This window comes from Streptomyces sp. NPDC042371 (genome assembly GCF_056437465.1).
The window spans coordinates 107,036-127,436 of the sequence record NZ_JBWKAP010000009.1 but is presented as its reverse complement, the minus strand read 5'-3'; the positions used below and the strand labels follow the sequence as shown (position 1 = coordinate 127,436).

25 protein-coding genes, 1 pseudogene and 1 riboswitch are annotated in these 20,401 nt (G+C 71.5%); of the genes and pseudogenes, 13 read left to right on the top strand and 13 right to left on the bottom strand.

Annotated elements, in window-relative coordinates; translation table 11 throughout:
- Positions 1-61: 61 nt before the first annotated feature.
- Positions 62-1,505, top strand: a pseudogene (locus tag AC068B_RS27255) (hypothetical protein).
- A gap of 103 nt (positions 1,506-1,608) precedes the next feature.
- Complete coding sequence (locus AC068B_RS27250) at positions 1,609-2,049, top strand: VOC family protein (protein WP_478674270.1); 441 nt, start codon at positions 1,609-1,611, stop codon at positions 2,047-2,049.
- 157 nt (positions 2,050-2,206) lie between these two features.
- Here AC068B_RS27250 and AC068B_RS27245 read toward each other — a convergent pair whose 3' ends face one another.
- From AC068B_RS27245 to AC068B_RS27205, 9 genes are all read right to left on the bottom strand, one after another.
- A complete protein-coding gene (locus tag AC068B_RS27245; RefSeq protein WP_478674480.1) occupies positions 2,207-2,365 on the bottom strand; it encodes a TauD/TfdA family dioxygenase in 159 nt (52 codons plus the stop codon).
- Between the two features lie 160 nt (positions 2,366-2,525).
- On the bottom strand, positions 2,526-3,383 hold the full coding sequence (locus AC068B_RS27240; protein ID WP_478674269.1) for an urease accessory protein UreD: 858 nt from the start codon (positions 3,381-3,383) through the stop codon (positions 2,526-2,528).
- Positions 3,380-4,063 (bottom strand): urease accessory protein UreG, encoded by a 684-nt coding sequence (ureG, locus tag AC068B_RS27235; RefSeq protein WP_466140732.1) that lies wholly within the window; start codon positions 4,061-4,063, stop codon positions 3,380-3,382. The genes AC068B_RS27240 and ureG overlap by 4 nt, the downstream gene beginning before the upstream one ends.
- 117 nt (positions 4,064-4,180) lie before the next feature.
- Positions 4,181-4,855: an urease accessory protein UreF gene (locus tag AC068B_RS27230; protein ID WP_478674268.1), complete on the bottom strand. Its 675-nt coding sequence runs from the start codon at positions 4,853-4,855 to the stop codon at positions 4,181-4,183.
- A 28-nt stretch (positions 4,856-4,883) separates the two neighbouring features.
- Entirely contained in the window at positions 4,884-6,605 is a 1,722-nt protein-coding gene (locus AC068B_RS27225) for an urease subunit alpha (RefSeq protein ID WP_478674267.1), read from the bottom strand.
- Positions 6,598-6,909, bottom strand: a complete 312-nt coding sequence (locus tag AC068B_RS27220) for an urease subunit beta (protein ID WP_306338787.1) — start codon at positions 6,907-6,909, stop codon at positions 6,598-6,600. The genes AC068B_RS27225 and AC068B_RS27220 overlap by 8 nt, the downstream gene beginning before the upstream one ends.
- A gap of 49 nt (positions 6,910-6,958) precedes the next feature.
- Positions 6,959-7,261, bottom strand: a complete 303-nt coding sequence (locus AC068B_RS27215; RefSeq protein ID WP_356252468.1) for an urease subunit gamma — start codon at positions 7,259-7,261, stop codon at positions 6,959-6,961.
- A gap of 280 nt (positions 7,262-7,541) precedes the next feature.
- On the bottom strand, positions 7,542-7,820 hold the full coding sequence (locus AC068B_RS27210) for a type II toxin-antitoxin system Phd/YefM family antitoxin (protein WP_478674266.1): 279 nt from the start codon (positions 7,818-7,820) through the stop codon (positions 7,542-7,544).
- A gap of 163 nt (positions 7,821-7,983) precedes the next feature.
- Positions 7,984-8,724 (bottom strand): GNAT family N-acetyltransferase, encoded by a 741-nt coding sequence (locus AC068B_RS27205; RefSeq protein ID WP_478674265.1) that lies wholly within the window; start codon positions 8,722-8,724, stop codon positions 7,984-7,986.
- Between the two features lie 129 nt (positions 8,725-8,853).
- Here AC068B_RS27205 and AC068B_RS27200 point away from each other — a divergent pair, with 129 nt between their 5' ends.
- The 4 genes from AC068B_RS27200 to AC068B_RS27185 all read left to right on the top strand — a co-directional run bounded on the left by AC068B_RS27200 (position 8,854) and on the right by AC068B_RS27185 (position 11,471).
- Positions 8,854-9,489, top strand: a complete 636-nt coding sequence (locus AC068B_RS27200; RefSeq protein WP_478674264.1) for an ATP-dependent Clp protease proteolytic subunit — start codon at positions 8,854-8,856, stop codon at positions 9,487-9,489.
- A gap of 7 nt (positions 9,490-9,496) precedes the next feature.
- The gene (locus AC068B_RS27195; protein WP_478674263.1) at positions 9,497-9,805 is read left to right on the top strand and encodes a hypothetical protein; all 309 of its coding nucleotides are present in this window, start codon (positions 9,497-9,499) and stop codon (positions 9,803-9,805) included.
- 358 nt (positions 9,806-10,163) lie between these two features.
- Positions 10,164-10,340: riboswitch (cyclic di-AMP (ydaO/yuaA leader) on the top strand.
- 3 nt (positions 10,341-10,343) lie between these two features.
- Positions 10,344-10,817 (top strand): C40 family peptidase, encoded by a 474-nt coding sequence (locus AC068B_RS27190; RefSeq protein ID WP_356252482.1) that lies wholly within the window; start codon positions 10,344-10,346, stop codon positions 10,815-10,817.
- An 81-nt stretch (positions 10,818-10,898) separates the two neighbouring features.
- Positions 10,899-11,471, top strand: a complete 573-nt coding sequence (locus tag AC068B_RS27185) for a DUF6328 family protein (protein ID WP_478674262.1) — start codon at positions 10,899-10,901, stop codon at positions 11,469-11,471.
- A gap of 39 nt (positions 11,472-11,510) precedes the next feature.
- On the opposite strand, the gene AC068B_RS27180 is transcribed toward AC068B_RS27185, so the two are convergent.
- A complete protein-coding gene (locus tag AC068B_RS27180; RefSeq protein WP_468566972.1) occupies positions 11,511-11,963 on the bottom strand; it encodes an ATP-binding protein in 453 nt (150 codons plus the stop codon).
- Between the two features lie 272 nt (positions 11,964-12,235).
- On the opposite strand from AC068B_RS27180, the gene AC068B_RS27175 reads away from it, so the two are divergent.
- Both AC068B_RS27175 and AC068B_RS27170 read left to right on the top strand, forming a co-directional pair.
- Positions 12,236-13,099 carry a helix-turn-helix domain-containing protein gene (locus tag AC068B_RS27175; protein WP_478674261.1) on the top strand — a complete coding sequence of 288 codons (864 nt, stop codon included), beginning with the start codon at positions 12,236-12,238 and terminating at the stop codon, positions 13,097-13,099.
- A gap of 9 nt (positions 13,100-13,108) precedes the next feature.
- A complete protein-coding gene (locus AC068B_RS27170; RefSeq protein ID WP_478674260.1) occupies positions 13,109-13,333 on the top strand; it encodes a DUF397 domain-containing protein in 225 nt (74 codons plus the stop codon).
- Between the two features lie 32 nt (positions 13,334-13,365).
- On the opposite strand, the gene AC068B_RS27165 is transcribed toward AC068B_RS27170, so the two are convergent.
- On the bottom strand, positions 13,366-14,559 hold the full coding sequence (locus AC068B_RS27165) for an 8-amino-7-oxononanoate synthase (protein WP_478674259.1): 1,194 nt from the start codon (positions 14,557-14,559) through the stop codon (positions 13,366-13,368).
- Between the two features lie 120 nt (positions 14,560-14,679).
- Here AC068B_RS27165 and bioB point away from each other — a divergent pair, with 120 nt between their 5' ends.
- From bioB to AC068B_RS27145, 4 genes are all read left to right on the top strand, one after another.
- The gene (gene bioB, locus AC068B_RS27160) at positions 14,680-15,882 is read left to right on the top strand and encodes a biotin synthase BioB (RefSeq protein WP_478674258.1); all 1,203 of its coding nucleotides are present in this window, start codon (positions 14,680-14,682) and stop codon (positions 15,880-15,882) included.
- A complete protein-coding gene (locus AC068B_RS27155; protein WP_478674257.1) occupies positions 15,875-17,173 on the top strand; it encodes an adenosylmethionine--8-amino-7-oxononanoate transaminase in 1,299 nt (432 codons plus the stop codon). Before bioB ends, AC068B_RS27155 begins: the two co-directional genes overlap by 8 nt.
- A gap of 1 nt (position 17,174) precedes the next feature.
- Positions 17,175-17,909, top strand: coding sequence for a dethiobiotin synthase (gene bioD / locus AC068B_RS27150; protein WP_478674256.1), 735 nt, complete (start codon positions 17,175-17,177; stop codon positions 17,907-17,909).
- Between the two features lie 142 nt (positions 17,910-18,051).
- Positions 18,052-18,723, top strand: coding sequence for a class I SAM-dependent methyltransferase (locus tag AC068B_RS27145; protein ID WP_478674255.1), 672 nt, complete (start codon positions 18,052-18,054; stop codon positions 18,721-18,723).
- A 33-nt stretch (positions 18,724-18,756) separates the two neighbouring features.
- Here the strand turns inward: AC068B_RS27145 and AC068B_RS27140 are convergent, their stop codons facing one another.
- Together AC068B_RS27140 and AC068B_RS27135 are read right to left on the bottom strand one after the other, a co-directional pair.
- Positions 18,757-19,128 carry a fic family toxin-antitoxin system, toxin component gene (locus AC068B_RS27140; RefSeq protein WP_478674254.1) on the bottom strand — a complete coding sequence of 124 codons (372 nt, stop codon included), beginning with the start codon at positions 19,126-19,128 and terminating at the stop codon, positions 18,757-18,759.
- 4 nt (positions 19,129-19,132) lie between these two features.
- Positions 19,133-19,381: an antitoxin gene (locus AC068B_RS27135; protein ID WP_468566953.1), complete on the bottom strand. Its 249-nt coding sequence runs from the start codon at positions 19,379-19,381 to the stop codon at positions 19,133-19,135.
- A 164-nt stretch (positions 19,382-19,545) separates the two neighbouring features.
- On the opposite strand from AC068B_RS27135, the gene AC068B_RS27130 reads away from it, so the two are divergent.
- Positions 19,546-20,388 carry an ABC transporter ATP-binding protein gene (locus AC068B_RS27130; RefSeq protein WP_478674253.1) on the top strand — a complete coding sequence of 281 codons (843 nt, stop codon included), beginning with the start codon at positions 19,546-19,548 and terminating at the stop codon, positions 20,386-20,388.
- Positions 20,389-20,401: the final 13 nt, after the last annotated feature.

Sequence of the window (20,401 nt, the reverse complement as noted above, 5' to 3'; positions counted from 1 at the left end):
GAACCCTACAGCTCGTAGGGTGGAATGAACCCTACAGCCTGTAGGGGTAGTGGGGGCATAAATGACGAGGACCACGCACACCGCGCTCGTCGCCGTCACGGCGGCCTTCACAGTGGCCCAACTGGTGTTGGTTCGCCCGGAGATGGGGCTCGGCTGGGACGAGACGGTGTACGTCAGCCAGGTCAGCTCGCACACCCCGGCCGCGTTCTTCAGCGCGCCGCGCGCCCGGGGGCCCCCTGCTCGTGGCGCCGGTGGCGGCCTGGTCGTCGTCCACCGCACTGCTGCGGGTCTATCTGACCCTCCTCTCCGGCATCGGTCTCTACGTCGCGCTGCGCTGCTGGCGGGGGCTGCTGCCCGTGCGGGTTCTCGCGCTGGCCGGGGCCCTGTTCGGGTCGTTGTGGGTGACGGTGTTCTACGGGCCGCAGGCGATGCCCAACTACTGGGTGGCGACAGGGTCGTTGGCGGCCGTGGGCTGTTTCCTGCGCGCTCAGGGGGACCTCCGCGACCGGGGGGCCGTCCGGGGCCTCGCGGCGAGCGCGGCGCTGATGGCGCTGATGCGGCCCACCGACGCGGCCTGGGTGGCACTGCCGTTGTGCGCCGCGCTGATCGGCGTACGTCGGTGGCGGCAGCCGCGATTGCTCGGGGCGCTTCTCCTCGGGCTCTCCGCCGGAGCCGCCGAGTGGGTCGTCGAGGCGTACGTCCGCTACGGCGGACTCGGTGCGCGACTTGCCGAGGGCGCCCGGATACAGGGCGGTCTGGGCCTGCACCTCGCCGTCGGGGATCAGCTGCGCAGCCTGGGCGGGCGGACGCTGTGCCGACCGTGCACCGGGGCGATGCCGGACGCGGCCGTGACCGCGTGGTGGTTCGCGCTGCCCGTGCTCGCGGCGGCGGGCCTGGTGGTCGCGGTGCGGGCGGGCCGAGTGGCGGGCACACTGCTGGCCCTGGCCTGCGCGGTGTCAGCGGCCGTCCCGTACCTCTTCCTGATCGGCTACGCGGCGCCGCGCTTCCTGCTGCCCGCCTACGCGCTCCTCGCGATCCCAGCTGCCGACACCCTCACTCGTCTCGTCACCGCACCCGAGGGACGGTGGCAAGCAACGGCCATCACGCTGGTGGCAGCCGTACTCGCGGGTCACCTGGTCGTGCAGTACGCGGTGCTGGAGCACACCGTGCACCGCTCCACCGCGGCCCGCCGCGAGTACGCCCGCGCCGCCGCCGAGCTGCACCGCCTCGGCGTACGACCGCCCTGCCTGCTCACCGGCCGCCAGGCCATCCCCATCGCCTTCTACGCCGGGTGCGCCTCCGCCCACATCCGCGGCCACAACGCCAACACCACCGCGACACGCATCACCGGGGCAGCCCGGCGGATACGAGTCGCCGCCCTGGAACCGCCCAAGAGCTCCCCGCCGACGTACGCTCACGCCTGGCGCCCCCGTCGCCTGGAGGACCCGAGGGGGCACGACGACTATCGCGCCTACCTCTCTCCGGTACCGGACCGGACCACATGAAGAACGGTCTCGGATGTCGAGAACGTGTCACCGGCTCCGTCCCAGGGACATCAGCGGCCACCACCGGCCGCGCCAGGAAGAAGAAGCAGAAGGAGAAACCAGCATGGCCATTCAGCGGATGGACAACGTCGGCATCGTCGTCGAGGACATGGACGCCGCCATCGCGTTCTTCGTGGAACTCGGTATGGAGCTGGAGGGCAGGGCGGAGGTCGCGGGGCTCGTCGCCGACCAGTGCACCGGACTCGACGGCGTCCACTGCGAGATCGCGATGGTCCGGACCCCTGACGGTCACAGCCGACTCGAACTGTCGAAGTACCGCAGCCCCGCGGCGATCAGTGCCGGGCAGCCCAACCCGCCGCACAACATCCTCGGCACGCACCGCGTCATGTTCGCCGTCGACGACATCAAGGACACCGTGGCCCGCCTGCGCCCGCACGGCGCCGAACTCCTCGGCGAGATCGCCCGGTTCGAGGACAGCTATCTGCTCTGCTACGTCCGCGGCCCGGAGGGCATCATCGTCGGACTCGCCGAGCAACTGACCTGAGCCCCCTCCACAGGCACCCGCGTCCTCACCCGGACGGTCAGTTCGGCGGGTCGTCCAGGGCGAAGCGGCGCTGGACCCCGTCGGGAAAGAACTGCCGCACGATCGTGCCCGACTGCACGCTCCCCAGGCAGATCCTGTCTCCGGGGTCCCGTGCCGGTCAAGGGCCGCCCGATGGGCTCACGTCATGGACGACGAGGATGCGGCGGTCGCCTGTGAACGGTTCGCGGCCGTGGGCCATCAGGAGGTTGTTGACGAGCATGATGTCGCCCGGCCGCCAGGGGATGACGAGGGAGGCGCGGTCGTAGGCGGATCTGATCGCGGCGAGGTCGTCCTCGGGGATCGGGCTGCCGTCGGCGAGGTGCGCGTTGCGGGGCAGGCCGTGGTCTCCGTACCTGGGGTTCTCACTATTGATTGACCGTCAGCGGAGCCGAATCGTGCCGAACGGGCCCCCATTACCGCCCCGCGCGCGGATCGGCTCAGCTCAGCCGGCGCACCGCCTCGTCCAGCGCCCGGCGCACCAAGAGCGCGTCCGGCGCGACGGCGGTGACCAGGACACCGGGGCCCGCGAGCGGGGTGAGTGCGGCCCACTCCCCCAGGAGCGCGGGCTGCGGTGCGGAGCTTTCGAACTCCGGTCGTACGACGACGAGTTGCCCGATCGCGCGATGTCCTGCCAGGACCGCGGGGCCGTCCCAGCCGCCGGGTGCGCCAGGGCCGCAGGCCAGTTCCTGGTCCAGGAGGAGACGGCCCGCGCGGCGGACGGTGAGGCGGCTGGTGAGGCGGCCCGGTTCCTCGCCCGTGCGGCCGAGCACCTGCTCCTCGCGCAGCACCAGGCGGGCCCCGGCCGCCAGCTCCGCGCGGGTGGTGACGCGCAGATCGCTGCCGCGCACCGAGATCAGTTGCTCGGGCAGCCAGCGCAGTTCGCCGCCGTCGGCAACGGTGAGGCGTACGTCGTAGCGCGCCGCGGCCTCGGTCTGGCCCGGCAGCGCGATGGTGGCCGCCGCCGAGTCCATGTGCAGCGACGCCCCCTGTTGGACGGCGGCCTCGACGGCGAGGTGGTCGCCGCCGAGGGGGCCGCTCATCGCCCCGACGAGCGTGACGCGTGCCGTGGGGCCGGTGGCGCGGGTGCGACGCAGCGCGAGCGGGCCCTCTCCGTCGAGTACCGGCAGGGCGATGCCGCCGCGGCCGTCGGGGCGTGCCTCGACGCGGGCGGTGGCGCGGACGCCCGCGCCATCGGTTCGCGCGGCGCGGGCTACGGTGTCCGCGGCCCGTGTGTCGCCGGTTCGCACATCACCGACCGCTCCCGTGGCCACCCGCGCCGCAAGGTCCGCCGTCATTCCGACGCGGTCCACGCCGCGTACTGCGCACGCACCCACGCGGCGACCGGTCCGACGCCCTCGGCGGAGCGCAACGACTGGAAGGCGACGGGGAGTTCGGCGCGCTGCGCCTTCGCGTCGGCGGCCATCCGGGCCAGGTCGGAGCCGACGTGCGGGGCGAGGTCGGTCTTGTTCACGACGAGCAGGTCCGCCGTGGAGACGCCGGGGCCGCCCTTGCGCGGGATGTCGTCGCCGCCCGCGACGTCGATGACGAAGATCTGCGCGTCGACGAGGCCCTTGGAGAAGGTCGCCGTGAGGTTGTCGCCGCCGGACTCGACGAGGATGAGGTCGAGCGGGCCCACCTCGTCCTCCAGGTCCTCCACGGCCTCCAGGTTGGCGGAGATGTCGTCGCGGATCGCGGTGTGCGGGCAGGCGCCGGTCTCCACCGCGGTGATGCGCTCGGGCGGCAGGACGGCCTCGCGCAGCAGGAACTCGGCGTCCTCGCGGGTGTAGATGTCGTTGGTGACGACGGCGAGGGACAGCTCGTCGCGCAGGTCGCGGCAGAGCGCGGCGACGGTCGCGGTCTTGCCGGAACCGACCGGTCCGCCCAGCCCTATGCGCAGGGCGCGGCGGCTTCCGTCGGGGCGGTGGGCGTCGGCGGATACGGCGGCGGGGCCGTCGTGGGAGTGGTCGAGGTGCATGCTTCTGCTCCTTCAGGTGGTGCCGGTGTTGCCAGTCGTGCGGGAGTAGATGAGTGGATGGGTGGAGTCGTGTCGCCGCTGGGAAGCGCCGCCAGGACCCGCCGCCAAGACGCGCCGCTAGGACGCGAAGAGCCGCACGGGCCAGGCCGCATGCGCCTCCGCGCTGATCTCCAGGAGCGGCGCGGAGGCCGCGGGCAGCGCGTCGACGCCCTCGTCGACGGCGCGTCTCGCGGCCTCGGCCGCCCGGAGCGCCACGTGGTCGACGTCCGGGGCGAGCCGAGCCAGGACCGCCGTGGCGTCGAAGGGGTCGAGGCTGAGCAACCGCACGGTGGCGGTCGCGGGGCCGCTGATCCCTTCGTACGCCGAGCAGTACGCGGCGTCCTCGGGGCCGAGCCCGGCGGCGCGGGCGGCGAGTCCGAGGACGACGGGCTGGTGCGTCCCCTTGGGGAACTGCTGTGCCAGTGCGTCGAGTTCGGGGTGGGGCCAGGTGGCGCGGGCGGCCCGCGTCAGCTGCCTGCCGAGGCGTCGCGCGGCATGGCGCAGCGCGGCCGACGGCGTGCGGGCGTCGGCCGCCGCGTCCAGGTCGCCAGGGTCGATGCCCAGGGCGGCGGCCGCCGCCAGTGCCGCCGACACCAGGCCGGAGGTGTGCAGCCGACCCCGGCAGAAGGCCTCCAGGCTCGCCGCGCCGGTGATGCGGCCCGCCTTGACGGCCGCCTCGGCCCCGCCGGAGTGGGCGTGTCCACCGGCGGGGAAGCGGCCGTCGGCCAGGACGAGGAGTGCTGCTCGTGACATGTGATCGTCGCCAGGCTGTTCGGGGCCGTCAGAAGAGGAAGTACCGCTGCGCGAGCGGCAGTTCCGCGGCCGGTGACGGTTCAACGAGTTCACCGTCGATGGTGACGGCGAAGCTGTCGGCGGCGACCTCGACCCGGGGCAGCGCGTCGTTCTCGCGCATGTCGGCCTTGCTGCGGCCGCGGGTGGAGCGGATCGCGGCGAACGGCTTGTCGAGGCCGAGGCGCTCCGGCAGGCCGTCGTCCAGCGCCGACTGCGTGACAAAGTTGACCGAGTTCAGGGCCGGGGCCTTGCCGTACGCCCCGTACATCCGGCGGGGCAGGACGGGCTGCGGGGTCGGGATGGAGGCGTTGGCGTCGCCCATCTGCGCGTAGGCGATCTGACCGCCCTTGAGGACGAGCTGCGGCTTGACGCCGAAGAACGCCGGTTCCCACAGCACCAGGTCGGCGAGCTTGCCGGACTCGACCGAGCCGAGCTCGTGGTCGATGCCCTGGGCGACGGCCGCGTTGATCGTGTATTTGGCGACATAGCGACGCGCGCGGCGGTTGTCGGCGCGGATGTCCCCCGGCAGGAGGCCGCGGCGCTTCTTCATGACGTGCGCGGTCTGCCACGTACGCATGATCACTTCGCCGATGCGCCCCATGGCCTGGGAGTCCGAGGACATGATCGAGATGGCGCCGAGGTCGTGGAGGATGTCCTCCGCTCCGATCGTGCTGGGCCGGATGCGGGACTCGGCGAAGGCGAGGTCCTCGGGGACCGCCGGGTTGAGGTGGTGGCAGACCATCAGCATGTCGAGGTGCTCCTCGACGGTGTTCACGGTGTGCGGCCGGGTGGGGTTGGTGGAGCTCGGCAGCATGTTGGGCAGCGAGACCGCCGTGATCATGTCGGGGGCGTGCCCGCCGCCCGCGCCCTCGACGTGGAAGGCGTGCAGGGTGCGGCCCGCGACGGCGTCGAAGGTGGCGTCGATGAAGCCCGCCTCGTTCAGCGTGTCGGTGTGGACCGCGAGTTGGGCGCCGGTCTCCTCGCAGACGTTCAGGCAGGCGTCGATGGTGGCGGGCGTCGCGCCCCAGTCCTCGTGGATCTTGAAGCTGACGGCGCCCGCGCGGAGCTGGGCGTGCATCGACTCGGCGTTGACGGTGTTGCCCTTGCCGAGGAAGCCGATGTTGACCGGGCTGGACTCCAGCGCCGCGAACATCCGGGACAGGTGCCAGGCGCCGGGCGTGATGGTCGTCGCCTTGCTGCCCTCGGCGGGTCCCGTGCCGCCGCCGAAGAGCGTGGTGACGCCGGAGGCAAGCGCCTCGTCGATGATGGTCGGCGAGATGAAGTGGATGTGGGTGTCGATACCGCCCGCGGTGAGGATCTTGCCGTTGCCCGCGATGACCTCGGTCTCGGGGCCGATGACGAGATCGGGGTGGACGCCGTCCATGGTGTCCGGGTTGCCGGACTTGCCGATGCCGGTGATGCGGCCGTCGCGGATGCCTATGTCGGCCTTGACGATGCCCCAGTGATCGATGACCACGGCGCCGGTGATGACGGTGTCGGGGGCCCCGTCGGCGCGGGTGGTGCGGGACTGGCCCATCGACTCGCGGATGACCTTGCCGCCGCCGAACACCGACTCGTCGCCGGAGCGTCCGGGGCCGCCCGAGCGGTCCTCCTCGATCTCGATCAGGAGGTCGGTGTCGGCGAGCCGGATCCGGTCGCCGGTCGTGGGGCCGAACAGATCGGCGTACGCGGCACGGGACAGCTCAGGCATCGAGGGCACCTCCGGTCTCGCCGCGCAGACCGGGCACGATGCGCTTGCCGGCCAGCGGGACGAGTTCGACGTCGACAGGGATTCCGGGCTCGAAGCGCACGGCGGTTCCGGCGGCGATGTTGAGCCGCTTTCCGTGCGCGGCGCCGCGGTCGAAGTCAAGCCCCGGGTTGGCCTCGGCGAAGTGGTAGTGGGAGCCGACCTGGACGGGCCGGTCGGCGGCATTGAGGACGGTGAGGCGGGTGACCTCGCGGTTCTCGTTGAAGGGGACGGGCTCGTCCGCGAAGAGGATCTCTCCGGGGATCAGCCCTCGTCCGGTGCCGTGCGATGCGGCATGCATGAAGCGTGAACTCCCGTCAGACGATCGGCTCGTGGACGGTGACGAGCTTGGTGCCGTCCGGGAAGGTGGCCTCGACCTGTACGTCGTGGATCATCTCCGCGATGCCCTCCATGACGTCGTCACGGGTGAGGATCCGCCGCCCCGAGGACATCAGCTCGGCGACGGTACGGCCGTCGCGGGCGCCCTCGAGGATGTGGGAGGTGATGAGGGCGATCGCCTCGGGGTGATTGAGCAGCAGTCCCCGCGCCCTTCGCTTCTCGGCCACGTCAGCAGCCACATGAATGAGCAGTCTCTCCTGCTCGTGCGGGGTCAGTCGCACGCGTCCCACCTCACAGTCCTCGCTCCGAACCATGCGGGGTCCGGCTGCCGCGGCCACCGCGACGGATATAGATGTAACACACAGCGAGTGCGCACGATCTTGCGCACCCCGGATAGAGAAACCGCTGGTGGCGTGGCACGGGAGGGTAGTTGGGAGGAGTTTCAACGAGGTTAACCAGTCATTGACCGTCACATGACCGTCTACTGGTCTACGCCATACCTTTCGATGCCCTGGGCAACTTTCGATACCCTGGGTGCGGCGCGAGGCACCGACGGATTTCCTACGTGGCGTGGGGGCCGCGATGCTCGGCCGCGATGCCGAACCGCTGCCGCTCCGAAGACGTGGGCGTCGCGGACCCGAGGGAGGTGACCGTGCTGACCGTCCGCTCCTCCGAGGCGTCCGCGAGCGCTTCGAGGCGCTCCAGGTCGGCGGCGGAGACGAGCGCCACGAGCGGCTTGCCGTGCCGGGTGACGACGACGCGCTCGCCGCCGTAGACGACACGGTTGATCAGCTCGGCGAGCTCTGCACGGGCTTGCGTCACCGGAATCTCGTAGGCCATGGATTCAGCTTAAACGCCGCACCTCGCCCCGATCCGGTGGCCGGGGCCCCGCTGAACAGTGAAGCTGCGCAGTGAACTCCGCGGGAGCGCGCGAGGCCGGGTGTTCGCTGCGCGCCACGAAGTCCACCCTGACGAGTTCGGCGACCCGGGACGAAGCAGGGGCTCAGCGCACCGTCCAGATCCAGCCCAGCGGCGCGAGGCCCAGGGTGCGGGCCACCGAGCGGGAGGCGTGGTTGTCGGCCGTGGTGCTGTAGAAGAGCACCTGCTTGTCGTGGTGCGCGCGGCGGGACCAGGCGGCGACCGCGGCCGGGGCGAGGCCGCGACCCCGGAAGTCCGCCCGGGTCCAGATTCCCGCCTCCGCCGCGCGGGTGTTGGCGGCCGGGGTGTGACAGATCGACACGGGCGAACCGTCGCGCACGGCCATCGCCCACTCCCCCGCCGCACCGGAGATCAGCTCCGCCCACTCGCCGGGCTGCCAGTTGCCCGGGCGGGTCAACTCCCCTGCGGCTGCGCGCCCTTCCGCATCGGAGAGCAGAAGCGGAAGCGGCGACGGAAAGTCCTCGCTGAGCCGCTCGGGGAAGGTGAAGCTGGGGCCTCCCCGAAGCGAGGCCCGGTCGCCCTCGGCCGCACACGCGTCGGCGATCCGCACGAGGACATCCGGCGGCTCCCCCGGCGCGTACGCCTGCTCCATGTCACCAAGATCACCGAATCCGTCGGCGGCACGCAGGACGTCAGGGCCCTCCGCACCCAGCGCCAGCACGCGCGCCCCCGGCGACCAGGCCACCACCGCCCGCACCGACGGGTCGGCCACCCTCAGCGCGCCGTCGCCCTCGCCCGGCCCGAGGCCGTGGATGACGTCCACTTCGAGGGCCAGTAACTCTCGCTCGCCGCTGCTCCGTTCCATGCCTCGGAGAGGGTACGCGGCGCCCCGGACGAGAACCCATCCCGGCTCCACCCCCCTGACGGAACGTACGTCCTGTACATTTTTTACAGAGACCGGGCCGCTCAGCGACCGGAGGAAGAGAGGCGTGCCATGAATCGTCCGTCTGCCCGTTACGTCCTGCCCGAGTTCACCGAACGCACCACGTCGGGGACGCGGACCATGGATCCGTACTCCAAGCTCCTCGAAGAGCGGATCGTCTTCCTCGGCACCTCCATCGACGCCACCTCGGCGAACGACGTGATGGCCCAGTTCATGCACCTCGAACACCAGGCGCCGGACCGCGACATCTCGCTGTACATCAACTCCCCCGGCGGCTCGTTCAGCGCGATGACCGCGATCTACGACACGATGCAGTTCGTCAGCTGTGACGTGGAGACGACCTGCCTGGGCCAGGCCGCGTCGACGGCCGCCGTCCTGCTCGCCGCGGGCACGCCAGGCAAGCGGTTCGCGCTGCCCGGCGCGCGCGTCCTGATCCACCAGCCCGCCATCGGCGAACCGGTCCGGGGCCAGGCCTCGGACCTCGCGATCCAGGCCGACGAACTGCTGCGCACGCGGCGCCTCCTGGAGGAGCTGCTCGCGCGCCACACCGGGCAGAGCCAGGAGCGGATCACCGCGGACATCGAGCGGGACAAGATCCTCGACGCCCCGGCCGCCCTGGCGTACGGACTCGTGGACCGGATCATTCCGAGCCGCAAGACCTCGCTCGCCGCCCGGGACCCGAGGTGACCCGCCGATGCTGCCGCCCGAACTGCCGCCGCTGCCTGCGCTGACCCGCGCCGAGGCGGAGCTGATCGACCGCTATCTCGAAGTCGTCGACCTGCTCGGCCGGATCAATCCGGCCCGCGCCGAGCACACCTACGGCGGACTCCGCGCCGCCCAGGCCCTCGTCGGCCGGGCGAGTGCCCTGCGGGACGCGCTCGCCCTCATGCACCAGCGCGGTGAGAGCGAAGTGCACGCGCAGACCCTCGCCCAGGCTCTGCGCGTCCTCGACGGCGAGCGGCGGGCCGGGCGGATCACCGTGCCGCCCCCGCAGGGCGGCTGAGCCCCCGCCGACCCGCCCCGCCCCGGACACCGTGACGTCCGGGGCCACTTCGAAACGGACCAGTCGGGCTACCTCGGACGGCGTAGGAAGAGGTCGTCGTCCGCACCGACGAAAGTTGCGTCGAGCGAGTACAGCACCGGCGGAATTGCGCATTCCGGTGCTGGTCGAACCGTCGTCGGACCACGTGCCAACGCGACGATTTCGGCAGTGTCCACCTGAACAGGTCAGTCGTGAGGAGCCTCACAAAACGCCGTTTCGGCTCGGTTTTTTGGCCCATGTCGGGTCAAGATCCCTTCCGACGACAAGCCCCCGCCACCGCGGCGGGGCGGTCCGGGCGGACGCCGAGTCCTGCCGCCACCCGGATGACCGGTCGACATCTGTGCAACGGCAGGAGTGGAGGACCCAGGCACGACGGGCCCGTCCGGACAGTCCGGACGACGCCCTTGGGGTGAAGCCGCAGAGCACGACGCGGCCGGGCATCTTCGCCTGCCCGAACCCGACAGGTCATCTTTCACAGGCGGCTGACGAAGGGTTGCGCATGACTGCGCTGAATCATGTTCCGTCGCTGCTCAGCAGGACCGGTGCCGCATCGGTCCTCACGCTCGCCGTCGTAGGCGGCACCGTCCTGGCCCCCGGGCTCGCGTCGGAGGCCCAGGCGGCCACTCACGGGACGAAGGCGCTCAAGATCGCGGCGTCCAAGAAGGGCTCCCCGTACGGCTACGGGTCGGCAGGGCCCAACCGGTTCGACTGCTCGGGCCTGACTCTCTACTCGTTCAAGAAGACGGGCAAGAAGCTGCCGCGCACCGCCGCCGCGCAGTACAACAAGACCAAGCACGTCTCCAGGTCCCAGCGGACCCGCGGCGACCTGGTGTTCTTCCACTCCGGTCGGAACGTGTACCACGTCGGGATCTACGCGGGTAACAACCGCATCTGGCACGCCCCCAAGAGGGGGACCGTGGTCCGCCTGGAGAAGATCTGGACCAAGAGCGTCTGGTACGGCAGGGTCCGCTGACCCACCGCGCCCGCTCCGGCGCGCTCCCCGCACGGTCAGGTGCCGATGCTTGGAGCGCGCCCGCGGGGATACCCGTGCGGGATGTCCGACGACTATGCCTGCACGGCCCGCAACGAAACACCGTTGGAGCGCGCCGACCGCAACTTCGCGGAGCTGCTCCAGGAGCTGAGAGTGACGCAGACGGGCGTCCAGATCCTCTTCGCCTTCCTGCTCACCCTCGCCTTCAGCCCGCGATTTCCCTCGCTCGACGCGGTGCAGCGCGCCACCTACGTCACGACGCTGCTGCTCGCGGTGCTCGCGGCGGCGCTGTTCACGGCGCCCGCCGCGTTGCACCGCTCGCTGTTCCAGCAGCGGGCCAAGCCGCTCATCGTGCGGGTGTCGTCCCGGCTCGCCGGGGTCGGCCTGGGCGTTCTGGTGCTGACGCTCGCCGGTTCGGTGCTGCTCGTCGTCGATGTGACGTCGGGTCGGACCGAAGGCCTCCTGGCGGGCGCGGGCACGCTGCTGATGTGCGTCGGGCTGTGGGGCGTACTGCCGCGGCTCGCGCGGCGCCCGCTGGCGCGTGTCGAAGCGGCGCTCGACGAGGAGCCCGACGCCAGGCCGTCAGGGGCCCGTGGCGGAGCACCGCGTCCCCAGCGCAGAGAACGGCACCGCTGACGGTGTCCATCCCGACGACCCGGCCGGGGCACACCCCGGTCAGTGCGTGGCGTCACGGTCCTTGCGCTGGACCGGAGCGCGCCACGGCAGCGCGATCCACACGGTCTTGCCCCCCTCGTCGGTGGGACTGACCGAGAGCCTGCCGCCGCACTCGGCGGTCAGCCAGCGGATGATCACCATGCCCCGGCCGTTGTCCTGCTGGACGGCCGCAGGGAGGCGCTTGGGGTAGCGCGGGTGGCTGTCGGTGACTCCGATCCTCAGGTGCTCGTCGCGTTCGAGCTCGACGTCGACCGTGAAGGTGGGCGACTGCCCCAAGGTGTGCTGCACGGCGTTGGTCGCGAGCTCGGAGACGATCAGTCTGATCGTGTCGGCCACCTCGGCGTCACCGGGCAGGCCCCATTCCACGAGCACACGCGAGACGTATTTCCGGGCGGCGGGGACCGAGGCAGGATCGCTCGGCAGGGTGACGGAGGCTTCCTGGTGGTCTGCCATGGCGGCGCTGTCCCTTTCCCACCGGGACTGGTCTCCGACCCGCGGCGGATGACTCGAGGACAGTCCCGGACTGGTGCTTCGCGCCAGCCTGCCACTCCTTGGCCGGTCACGGGTGGCGATCCACCGAGATGTGCATATATCTGTCGCTCGAAGCGGTGAACTCTGCTACGGCAGACCGTATTTGGGCGTGGGACCGGTACTTCCTCTAATCTCGCCTACTGCCCCGCCCCGCCGCCGGGATATCCGACGGCTCCGTCCGAAAGGAGACGGGCATGCAGTACGGCCCCGCGGTGCGCCGTCGTCAGCTCGGTGCCGAACTGCGCGCGCTGCGCCTGAACGCCGGACTCACCAGCAGCGAGGCCGCCGCCAGGGCGGGCTGGCACCAGTCCAAGGTGAGCCGGATCGAGACAGGACGCAGCGGTGTGAAGGCCGCCGACGTGCGGCTGCTCCTGGACGTCTACCAGGTCGAGGACCCGCAGCTCAGCGAGCTCCTCATAGCCTTCACGGGCGCCGACGACCCGGGTGCGGGACGCCACCACTGGTGGAAGGCGTACCGCGATCTGCTGCCTGCCACCTACCGCGACTTCATCAGCCTGGAGTCACAGGCGCGTTGGGTGCGCACGCTCGAAACCACCGTGGTTCCCGGCCTGTTGCAGACGCCCGACTACGCGCGAGCGGTGACCCGGGCCGCGCTCGGCGGGCTGCCGGAGAAGCAGGTCGACGCGCTGGTGGAGGTCCGGCTCGCCCGTCAGGACGTGCTGCGGGCGGATCCGCCGCTGCGCCTGAGCGTGGTCATGGACGAGGCCGTGCTGCGGCGGCCGGTGGGCGGGGAGAAGGTGCTCGCCGAACAGCTGGTCCGGTTGCGACAGGCGTCCCTCCTGCCCCATGTCCAGCTGCAGGTACTGCCGTTCGCCGCCGGCGAGCATGTAGGTCTGATCGGTTCTTTCGTTATTTTTTCGTTTCCGGACATTGCTGATCTGGATGTGGTTGTTCTCGACCATTTGACGAGTAGCCTCTACCTCGAACGGAAAGAAGACCTCCAGGCGTACTCGGAGGCCTTCACTTCCCTTCAGGTACAAGCGCTCTCACTCGAGGACTCAACGGAATTCATCGCCGGGCTATGCGACGGCGCGTAAGGAGGCACCATGACCGCAATGCCTCGGTACGTACCTTCCAGCACGAGACTTCAAGGTGCGCGGTGGCAGCGCAGCAGCTACAGCAACGGAATGAACAACTGCGTCGAGACCGCCACACTCGACTCGGGTCCGCTGACCGGCCTGTACGCCGTGCGTGACTCGAAGAACACCGCAGGGCCCGCCCTGCTCATCTCCCCCGGCCCCTGGGAGTCGTTCCTCAACAGCCTCCGGTAAGCGGTTTCCGGCCCTTGTAGGGGCCCGGCACGCTACCGGTGTGCACTGCGGCTGATCACCCGTACGGCACCGGCGATCTGTGCGTCGGTCAGATCCGCGCGGGCGGTCAGCCGCAGCCTCGAGATGCCGTCCGGCACCGACGGCGGCCTGAAGCAGCCCACGGCCAGGCCCGCGGCCCGGCAGTCGGCCGCCCACCGCACGGCCCGCTCCGGCGACGGCGCGCGCACGGAGACCACGGCCGCGTCGGGACGCACCGCCGCAAGCCCTTCGGCCGTGAGCTGCCGGTGCAGCTCGGCCGCGACCTCGCGGGCCCGCGCCGCACGTTCGGGCTCGCGGCGCAGCAGCCGCAGGGCCGCGAGCGCGGCGCCGACCGCGGCCGGAGCGAGACCCGTGTCGAAGATGAAGGTGCGGGCCGCGTTCACCAGGTGCTCGATGACCTTGGCAGGGCCGAGCACGGCGCCGCCCTGGCTGCCGAGGGACTTGGAGAGGGTGAGGGTGGCCACGGTGTCGTCCGCCCCCGCGAGCCCCACGGCGTGCGGCGCGCCCCGGCCGCCCTCGCCGAGCACCCCGAGTCCATGGGCGTCGTCGACGATCAGCCCGGCGTCGAACTCCCGGCAGGCCGCGGCGAGTTCCGTCAGCGGCGCCATGTCGCCGTCCACCGAGAACACCGAGTCGGACACCAGCACGGCGGGCCCGTCGTGGGCGTCGAGCGTCTTGCGCACCGCCTCGGGGTCGGCGTGCGGCACCACCTGGGTCGTCCCGCGTGCGAGACGGCATCCGTCGATCAGCGACGCGTGGTTGCCCGCGTCGGAGACGATGAGCGTGCCGTGCGGGGCGAGTGCGGTGACGGCGGCGAGGTTCGCCGCGTATCCGGAGGAGAAGACGAGGGCCGCCTCGAAGCCGCAGAACTCGGCGAGCTCGCGCTCGAGTTCGGCGTGCAGCTCCGTGGAACCGGTGACGAGCCGCGAGCCGGTGGCGCCGCCGCCCCAGCGCCGGGCCGCGGCCGCCGCGCCCTCGGTGACCTCCGGGTGCCGGGTCAGGCCCAGGTAGTCGTTGCCCGCCAGGTCGAGGAGGCCGTCCGGGTCCGCGGAGCGCGGGCGCAGGGTGCGGACGAGTCCCGCGTCCGCGCGCAGCCGCGCCTGTTCGTCGAGCCAGCCGAAGGCCGCGCTCGACGCGGTGTCCGGCGCGGTGGACGGCCCCGTCAGGGGGTGCCTGTTTGTAGACATTGCACAGACCTTAGCCGCCGGACCACCTGGCCAGGGTGTGGCAATACCCACACCTCAAACCGTTTCTGTTGTGCGAACTCTCCTTGGCCGGGGAGGCTGCCGTGCGTAAGGATCAGCGCCATGGACCTGCTGAACACGCTGGTGGAAAAAGGGCTTCGGCGCGAGCTGCCGACCCGCGAAGAGGCGCTGGCCGTACTGGCCACCTCCGACGACGATCTCCTGGACGTAGTGGCCGCCGCCGGGAAGGTGCGGCGGCACTGGTTCGGGCGACGGGTGAAACTCAACTATCTGGTCAACCTCAAGTCGGGCCTGTGCCCCGAGGACTGCTCGTACTGTTCGCAGCGGCTCGGCTCCAAGGCCGAGATCCTCAAGTACACCTGGCTGAAGCCCGACGAGGCCTCGCAGGCCGCGGCGGCCGGGGTCGCGGGCGGCGCCAAGCGGGTGTGCCTGGTCGCCAGCGGCCGCGGTCCGACGGACCGGGACGTCGACCGGGTGGCGCAGACCATCGCGGCGGTGAAGGAGCAGAACGAGGGCGTCGAGGTGTGTGCCTGCCTCGGGCTCCTCTCGGACGGGCAGGCGGAGCGTCTGCGGGGCGCGGGCGCGGACGCGTACAACCACAACCTCAACACGTCGGAAGCGACGTACGCGGACATCACCAAGACGCACACCTACGCCGACCGTGTCGACACCGTCCAGAAGGCGCACGCGGCGGGCCTCTCCGCCTGCTCGGGACTGATCGCCGGGATGGGCGAGCGCGACGAGGACCTCGTCGACGTCGTCTTCTCGCTGCGCGAACTCGACCCGGACTCGGTGCCGGTGAACTTCCTGATCCCCTTCGAGGGCACCCCGCTGGCCAAGGAGTGGAACCTCACGCCCCAGCGCTGCCTGCGCATCCTCGCGATGGCCCGCTTCGTCTGCCCCGACATCGAGGTGCGCATCGCGGGCGGCCGCGAGGTGCATCTGCGCTCCCTGCAGCCGCTCGCCCTGAACATCGCCAACTCGATCTTCCTGGGCGACTACCTGACCAGCGAGGGCCAGGCGGGCAAGGACGACCTGGCGATGATCGCGGACGCCGGATTCGAGGTCGAGGGCACGGACCAGGTGACGCTGCCGGAGCATCGCGCCGACGCTGCCCCTGCCGCCGCGGCGGCGGACGCCGGGGGCTGCGGCTCACACGGGGGCGGCGGCTGCGGTCCCTGCGGGTCCGGTGAGCCCGCCGCGGAGCCCGTGGCCGAGGCCGTGCCGGATGCCAACGAGGCGCGTACGGACCTGGTGGCGGTGCGCCGCCGGGGCGCGGGAACGGATCTGGCGCCCAATGCCTGACCGGTCCACCCTCTCCACGGAGCAGTTGCTCGCACTCGACCGGCAGCACGTCTGGCACCCCTACGGGCCGATGCCCGGCCGTCAGGAACCCCTGGTCGTCGAGTCGGCGAGCGGCGTCCGGATGCGTCTGGCGGGCGGCGGGGGCGAGCTGATCGACGGCATGTCGTCCTGGTGGTCGGCGATCCACGGCTACAACCATCCGGTCCTCAACGAGGCGGTACGCGGCCAGCTGGACCGGGTGAGCCACGTGATGTTCGGCGGGCTCACGCACGAGCCTGCCGTCTCGCTCGCCAAGCGCCTCGTCCACATGACGCCCGACGGTCTGGAGCACGTCTTCCTCTCCGACTCGGGTTCGGTCTCGGTCGAGGTCGCGGTCAAGATGTGCCTGCAGCACTGGCGCTCACTCGGCCGCCCCGAGAAGCAGCGGATGCTGACGTGGCGCGGCGGTTACCACGGCGACACCTGGCAGCCGATGGCCGTGTGCGACCCCAAGGGGGGCATGCACGAGCTGTGGCAGGGCGTCCTGCCGCAGCAGGTGTTCGCGGACGCGCCGCCCAGCGGGTTCGACGCGTACGAGGAGTCGTACGCCGATCACCTCCATGAGCTGATCGGGCGGCACGCCGACGAGCTGGCCGCGGTGATCGTCGAGCCGGTGGTGCAGGGCGCGGGCGGGATGCGCTTCCACTCCCCCGGCTACCTCCGCGCCCTGCGGGAGGCATGCGACGCCCATGACGTCCTGCTCGTGTTCGACGAGATCGCGACGGGCTTCGGCCGCACGGGCGCGCTGTTCGCGGCCGACCATGCGGGCGTCACACCCGATGTCATGTGTGTCGGCAAGGCCCTGACCGGCGGCTATCTGTCGATGGCGGCGACGCTGTGCACGCCCCGCGTCGCCGACGGCATCTCGCAGGGCGAGGTGCCGGTCCTGGCGCACGGCCCGACGTTCATGGGGAACCCGCTGGCCGCCGCGGTGGCCGGTGCCTCGATCGACCTGCTGCTCGGGCAGGACTGGCAGACCGAGGTCAAGCGGATCGAGACGGGGCTGCGGGGCGGTCTGGCCGAGGCGGCCGACCTTCCTGCGGTCCGGGAGGTCCGTGTCCTCGGGGCGATCGGCGTCGTACAGCTGGACCACCCGGTGGACATGGCCGCGGCGACCCGGGCGGCGGTGCGCGAGGGCGTGTGGGTGCGGCCGTTCCGCGACCTGATCTACACGATGCCGCCGTTCATCACGGGCGACGACGACGTGGCACGGATCGCGCGCGCGGTGTGCGCGGCGGCGAAGGAGGGCTGACGTGACGGTGATCGTGGTGTCCGGTACGGGCACGGAGATCGGCAAGACGGTGACGACGGCCGCGGTGGCCGCCGTCGCCCGCGCGGCCGGGCGCAGCGTCGCGGTGCTCAAACCGGCACAGACCGGGGTCGGCCCCGGTGAGCCCGGCGACGCCCAGGAGGTGCTGCGGCTGGCGGGCGACGGCATCACCACGCGTGAACTCGCCCGCTATCCCGAGCCGTTGGCGCCCGACGTGGCGGCGCGGCGGTCCGGCCGTGCCCAGGTCCACCCGCACGAGGCGGCCGAAGCGGCGGCGAAGCTCGCGACCGAGCACGATCTGGTGCTGGTCGAGGGGGCGGGCGGTCTGCTGGTGCGCCTCGACGACGAGGGCGGCACCCTCGCGGACGCCGCCCGGCTCCTGGGCGCGCCGGTTCTGATGGTGGTGTCGGCGGGCCTCGGCTCGCTCAACACGACGGGCCTGACGGCGGAGGCGCTGCGGGCGCGCGGCGTGCGCCAGCTGGGTCCGCTGGTCGGCAGCTGGCCGTCCGTGCCCGACCTGGCGTCCCGCTGCAACCTGGCGGACCTGCCGAAGGACGCGGGCACACCGCTGCTCGGCGCCATTCCGGAGGGGGCCGGGGCGCTCGAAGGGGCCGCCTTCCGCGCCGCGGCCGGGAGCTGGCTGGGGCCGGAGCTCGGCGGCACGTGGGACGCGGTGTCCTTCGCCGAGCGGGAGGCACCCGGAGCGCTCGTGCAGTGACGCGGTGAGCGGGACGGTGGGGCGGGTGACTCCTGGGGCGCGGTCGGCGAGGCGCGTCCGCTTCGAGGGTCGAGCGCCCCGCCGTCCGGGCACCATGGCGGTATCCGCTCGATCCGCCGAGGATCTCCGCCGAGGAGGGCCCATGTCGCCGCGCTCCGCCAAGCCCGTGTCCCGGGACGTCGTGCACCACCCCGTTTTCGCCCGCTTCTACGCCCGGCAGAGCGTCGCCGCCGAGTCCGTGATCGGCGTCCACCGCCGGGAGCTGCTCGCCGGTCTCTCCGGCCGGGTCATCGAGGTCGGGGCGGGCAACGGGCTCAACTTCGCGCACTACCCGGGTGCGGTCTCCGAAGTGGTGGCGATCGAGCCGGAGCGGCTGCTGCGGCGGCTTGCGGTGTCCGCGGCCCTGCGTGCGGACGTGCCGGTGGACGTCGTGCCGGGCGCCGCAGAGGCGCTGCCCGTCAAGAGCGAGGCGTTCGACGCGGCGGTCGTCTCGCTGGTGCTGTGCAGCGTGCGGGATGTGCCGCGGGCGCTCGGCGAGCTGCGAAGAGTGCTCAGGCCCGGCGGTGAGCTGCGGTTCTTCGAGCACGGCAGGGCGCCGGGGAAGCTGATGGTGGGCGCCCAGCGCGTCCTGGACCGCACGGTGTGGCCTCCCCTGTTCGGCGGCTGTCACGTCTCGCGGGACACGATCGGGGCGCTGCGCGAGGCGGGCTTCGAGCTCGGTGCGCACCGGCGGCTGCTGGTGCCCGCGAAGGGGCCGCGCCTGCCGACGTCGTACTGCGTGCTCGGTACGGCGTACCGCCCCGACGCTCCCTGACACGCCGGTGTCAGCGCCCGGCCCGTGGCGGGCTCACAGGCTCCACTGGCGCAGTTGTTCCGCGATGGCGTGCACGCTCGCGTCGCCCTCCTTGACCAGCCGGGCGAGGTCACGCACTTGCTCGGGCGAGGTGACGACCTTCAGGCCGCTGGAGACGAGGTAGGCGTAGGCGACGGAGGAGGCGAAGAGGGCGTTGGAGCGCTCCAGCGCCGGGATGTGCAGCAGGACCTGGAGGAGCGCAGCGGCGCGGTCGTGCGGCGTTTCGTAGACGGGAACGCCGAATATCTCCGCCTCGTGTCTGCTCACGGCGGCGACGAGTGCGCCCCAGTCGGTGACCTGGGGGTCTCCGGGCGTCTTGTGTTCGGCGATCATCAGGAGCCAGGCAAGGTCGATTCTGAGGTTCAACGGCTCAGCGACGACCTTCACGCAGCGGGCGGCTGCCCTCGCGCTCGACGCCGAACTCCTCGGCGAAGACGGATTCGTACTGCTTCATGAAGTCGGCGGCGGACTCCACGAAGGTGTGTCCGATTTCGCCTGCGTCCTGTTTGACCAGTTCTTCAATGTAGCGATTGACGCTCATTCCTCGGGCCAGGGCGCGCTCCCGCGCGGCCCGGGCGGTGTCCTCGTCCACCCGCACGTTCAGCTGAGTCTTCGCCATACCGTCAAGCTAGCGCCGGAGCGCTAGCACGACAAGACCGCCAGGACCATGCCCCTTACATACGTTCCGGGGCCCGACCTCGGAGGGATACCGGACACCCGGGGAGCCCCACTACTCTCGGCGGCAATACGGGAGTTGGAACGGCCACAACCCAGGAGGCCGCCTTGTCCACACCTGCTTCGGCACCGTTCACGGACAGTTCGGAGCCCGCCGGGATCGCCGCGCGTGCTCGCGGCCTCACCAAGGCGTACGGCTCCGGCGAGACGACCGTCCTCGCCCTCGACTCAGTCGACGTGGACATCGCACGCGGGCGCTTCACGGCCGTCATGGGCCCTTCCGGGTCGGGGAAGTCCACCCTTATGCACTGCCTGGCCGGGCTCGACAGCGTGTCGGCGGGCCAGGTGTGGCTCGGCGACACCGAGATCACGGGCCTGAAGGAGCGCGAGCTGACCCGGCTGCGGCGCGACCGCATCGGCTTCATGTTCCAGTCCTTCAACCTCATCCCCACGCTCAACGCCCTGGAGAACATGACGCTCCCGATGGACATCGCGGGACAGCGGCCCGACCGCGACTGGCTGGAGCACGTCATCGACACGCTGGGCCTGCGGGACCGGCTGAAGCACCGCCCGGCGCAACTGTCCGGCGGTCAGCAGCAGCGGGTGGCCTGCGCGCGGGCGCTCGCCGCGAAGCCCGAGCTGATCTTCGCCGACGAGCCGACGGGCAACCTCGACTCGCGGGCCGGTCTCGAGGTCCTGGGCTTCCTGCGCGACGCGGTGGACCAGCTCGGCCAGACCGTGGTGATGGTGACCCACGACCCGAGCGCGGCAGGCCACTCCGACCTGGTCCTCTTTCTCGGCGACGGGCGGATCGTGGACGACATGGCGCGGCCGACGGCGGATGCGGTCCTGGAGCGCATGAAGAGGTTCGACGCCCTGCACGCGGCGGCGCCCGACGCACCCGAAAAACCAGCGCACGCACCCGCCGACCGCCCGTCCGAGCAGAGCTGAGCAGGGGGCCGCG

Bases quoted from the DNA above. Each gene is read 5' to 3' on its own strand.
- AC068B_RS27180 (WP_468566972.1), bottom strand. From the start codon at position 11,963: ATGGCAGACCACCAGGAAGCCTCCGTCACCCTGCCGAGCGATCCTGCC.
- AC068B_RS27190 (WP_356252482.1), top strand. From the start codon at position 10,344: ATGACTGCGCTGAATCATGTTCCGTCGCTGCTCAGCAGGACCGGTGCC.
- AC068B_RS27225 (WP_478674267.1), bottom strand. From the start codon at position 6,605: ATGCCTGAGCTGTCCCGTGCCGCGTACGCCGATCTGTTCGGCCCCACG.
- ureG (WP_466140732.1), bottom strand. From the start codon at position 4,063: ATGCACCTCGACCACTCCCACGACGGCCCCGCCGCCGTATCCGCCGAC.
- AC068B_RS27165 (WP_478674259.1), bottom strand. From the start codon at position 14,559: ATGTCTACAAACAGGCACCCCCTGACGGGGCCGTCCACCGCGCCGGAC.
- AC068B_RS27135 (WP_468566953.1), bottom strand. From the start codon at position 19,381: ATGGCGAAGACTCAGCTGAACGTGCGGGTGGACGAGGACACCGCCCGG.
- AC068B_RS27230 (WP_478674268.1), bottom strand. From the start codon at position 4,855: ATGTCACGAGCAGCACTCCTCGTCCTGGCCGACGGCCGCTTCCCCGCC.
- AC068B_RS27185 (WP_478674262.1), top strand. From the start codon at position 10,899: ATGTCCGACGACTATGCCTGCACGGCCCGCAACGAAACACCGTTGGAG.
- AC068B_RS27175 (WP_478674261.1), top strand. From the start codon at position 12,236: ATGCAGTACGGCCCCGCGGTGCGCCGTCGTCAGCTCGGTGCCGAACTG.
- AC068B_RS27155 (WP_478674257.1), top strand. From the start codon at position 15,875: ATGCCTGACCGGTCCACCCTCTCCACGGAGCAGTTGCTCGCACTCGAC.
- AC068B_RS27205 (WP_478674265.1), bottom strand. From the start codon at position 8,724: ATGGAACGGAGCAGCGGCGAGCGAGAGTTACTGGCCCTCGAAGTGGAC.
- AC068B_RS27145 (WP_478674255.1), top strand. From the start codon at position 18,052: ATGTCGCCGCGCTCCGCCAAGCCCGTGTCCCGGGACGTCGTGCACCAC.
- AC068B_RS27200 (WP_478674264.1), top strand. From the start codon at position 8,854: ATGAATCGTCCGTCTGCCCGTTACGTCCTGCCCGAGTTCACCGAACGC.
- AC068B_RS27250 (WP_478674270.1), top strand. From the start codon at position 1,609: ATGGCCATTCAGCGGATGGACAACGTCGGCATCGTCGTCGAGGACATG.
- AC068B_RS27170 (WP_478674260.1), top strand. From the start codon at position 13,109: ATGACCGCAATGCCTCGGTACGTACCTTCCAGCACGAGACTTCAAGGT.
- AC068B_RS27210 (WP_478674266.1), bottom strand. From the start codon at position 7,820: ATGGCCTACGAGATTCCGGTGACGCAAGCCCGTGCAGAGCTCGCCGAG.
- AC068B_RS27195 (WP_478674263.1), top strand. From the start codon at position 9,497: ATGCTGCCGCCCGAACTGCCGCCGCTGCCTGCGCTGACCCGCGCCGAG.
- AC068B_RS27240 (WP_478674269.1), bottom strand. From the start codon at position 3,383: ATGACGGCGGACCTTGCGGCGCGGGTGGCCACGGGAGCGGTCGGTGAT.
- bioB (WP_478674258.1), top strand. From the start codon at position 14,680: ATGGACCTGCTGAACACGCTGGTGGAAAAAGGGCTTCGGCGCGAGCTG.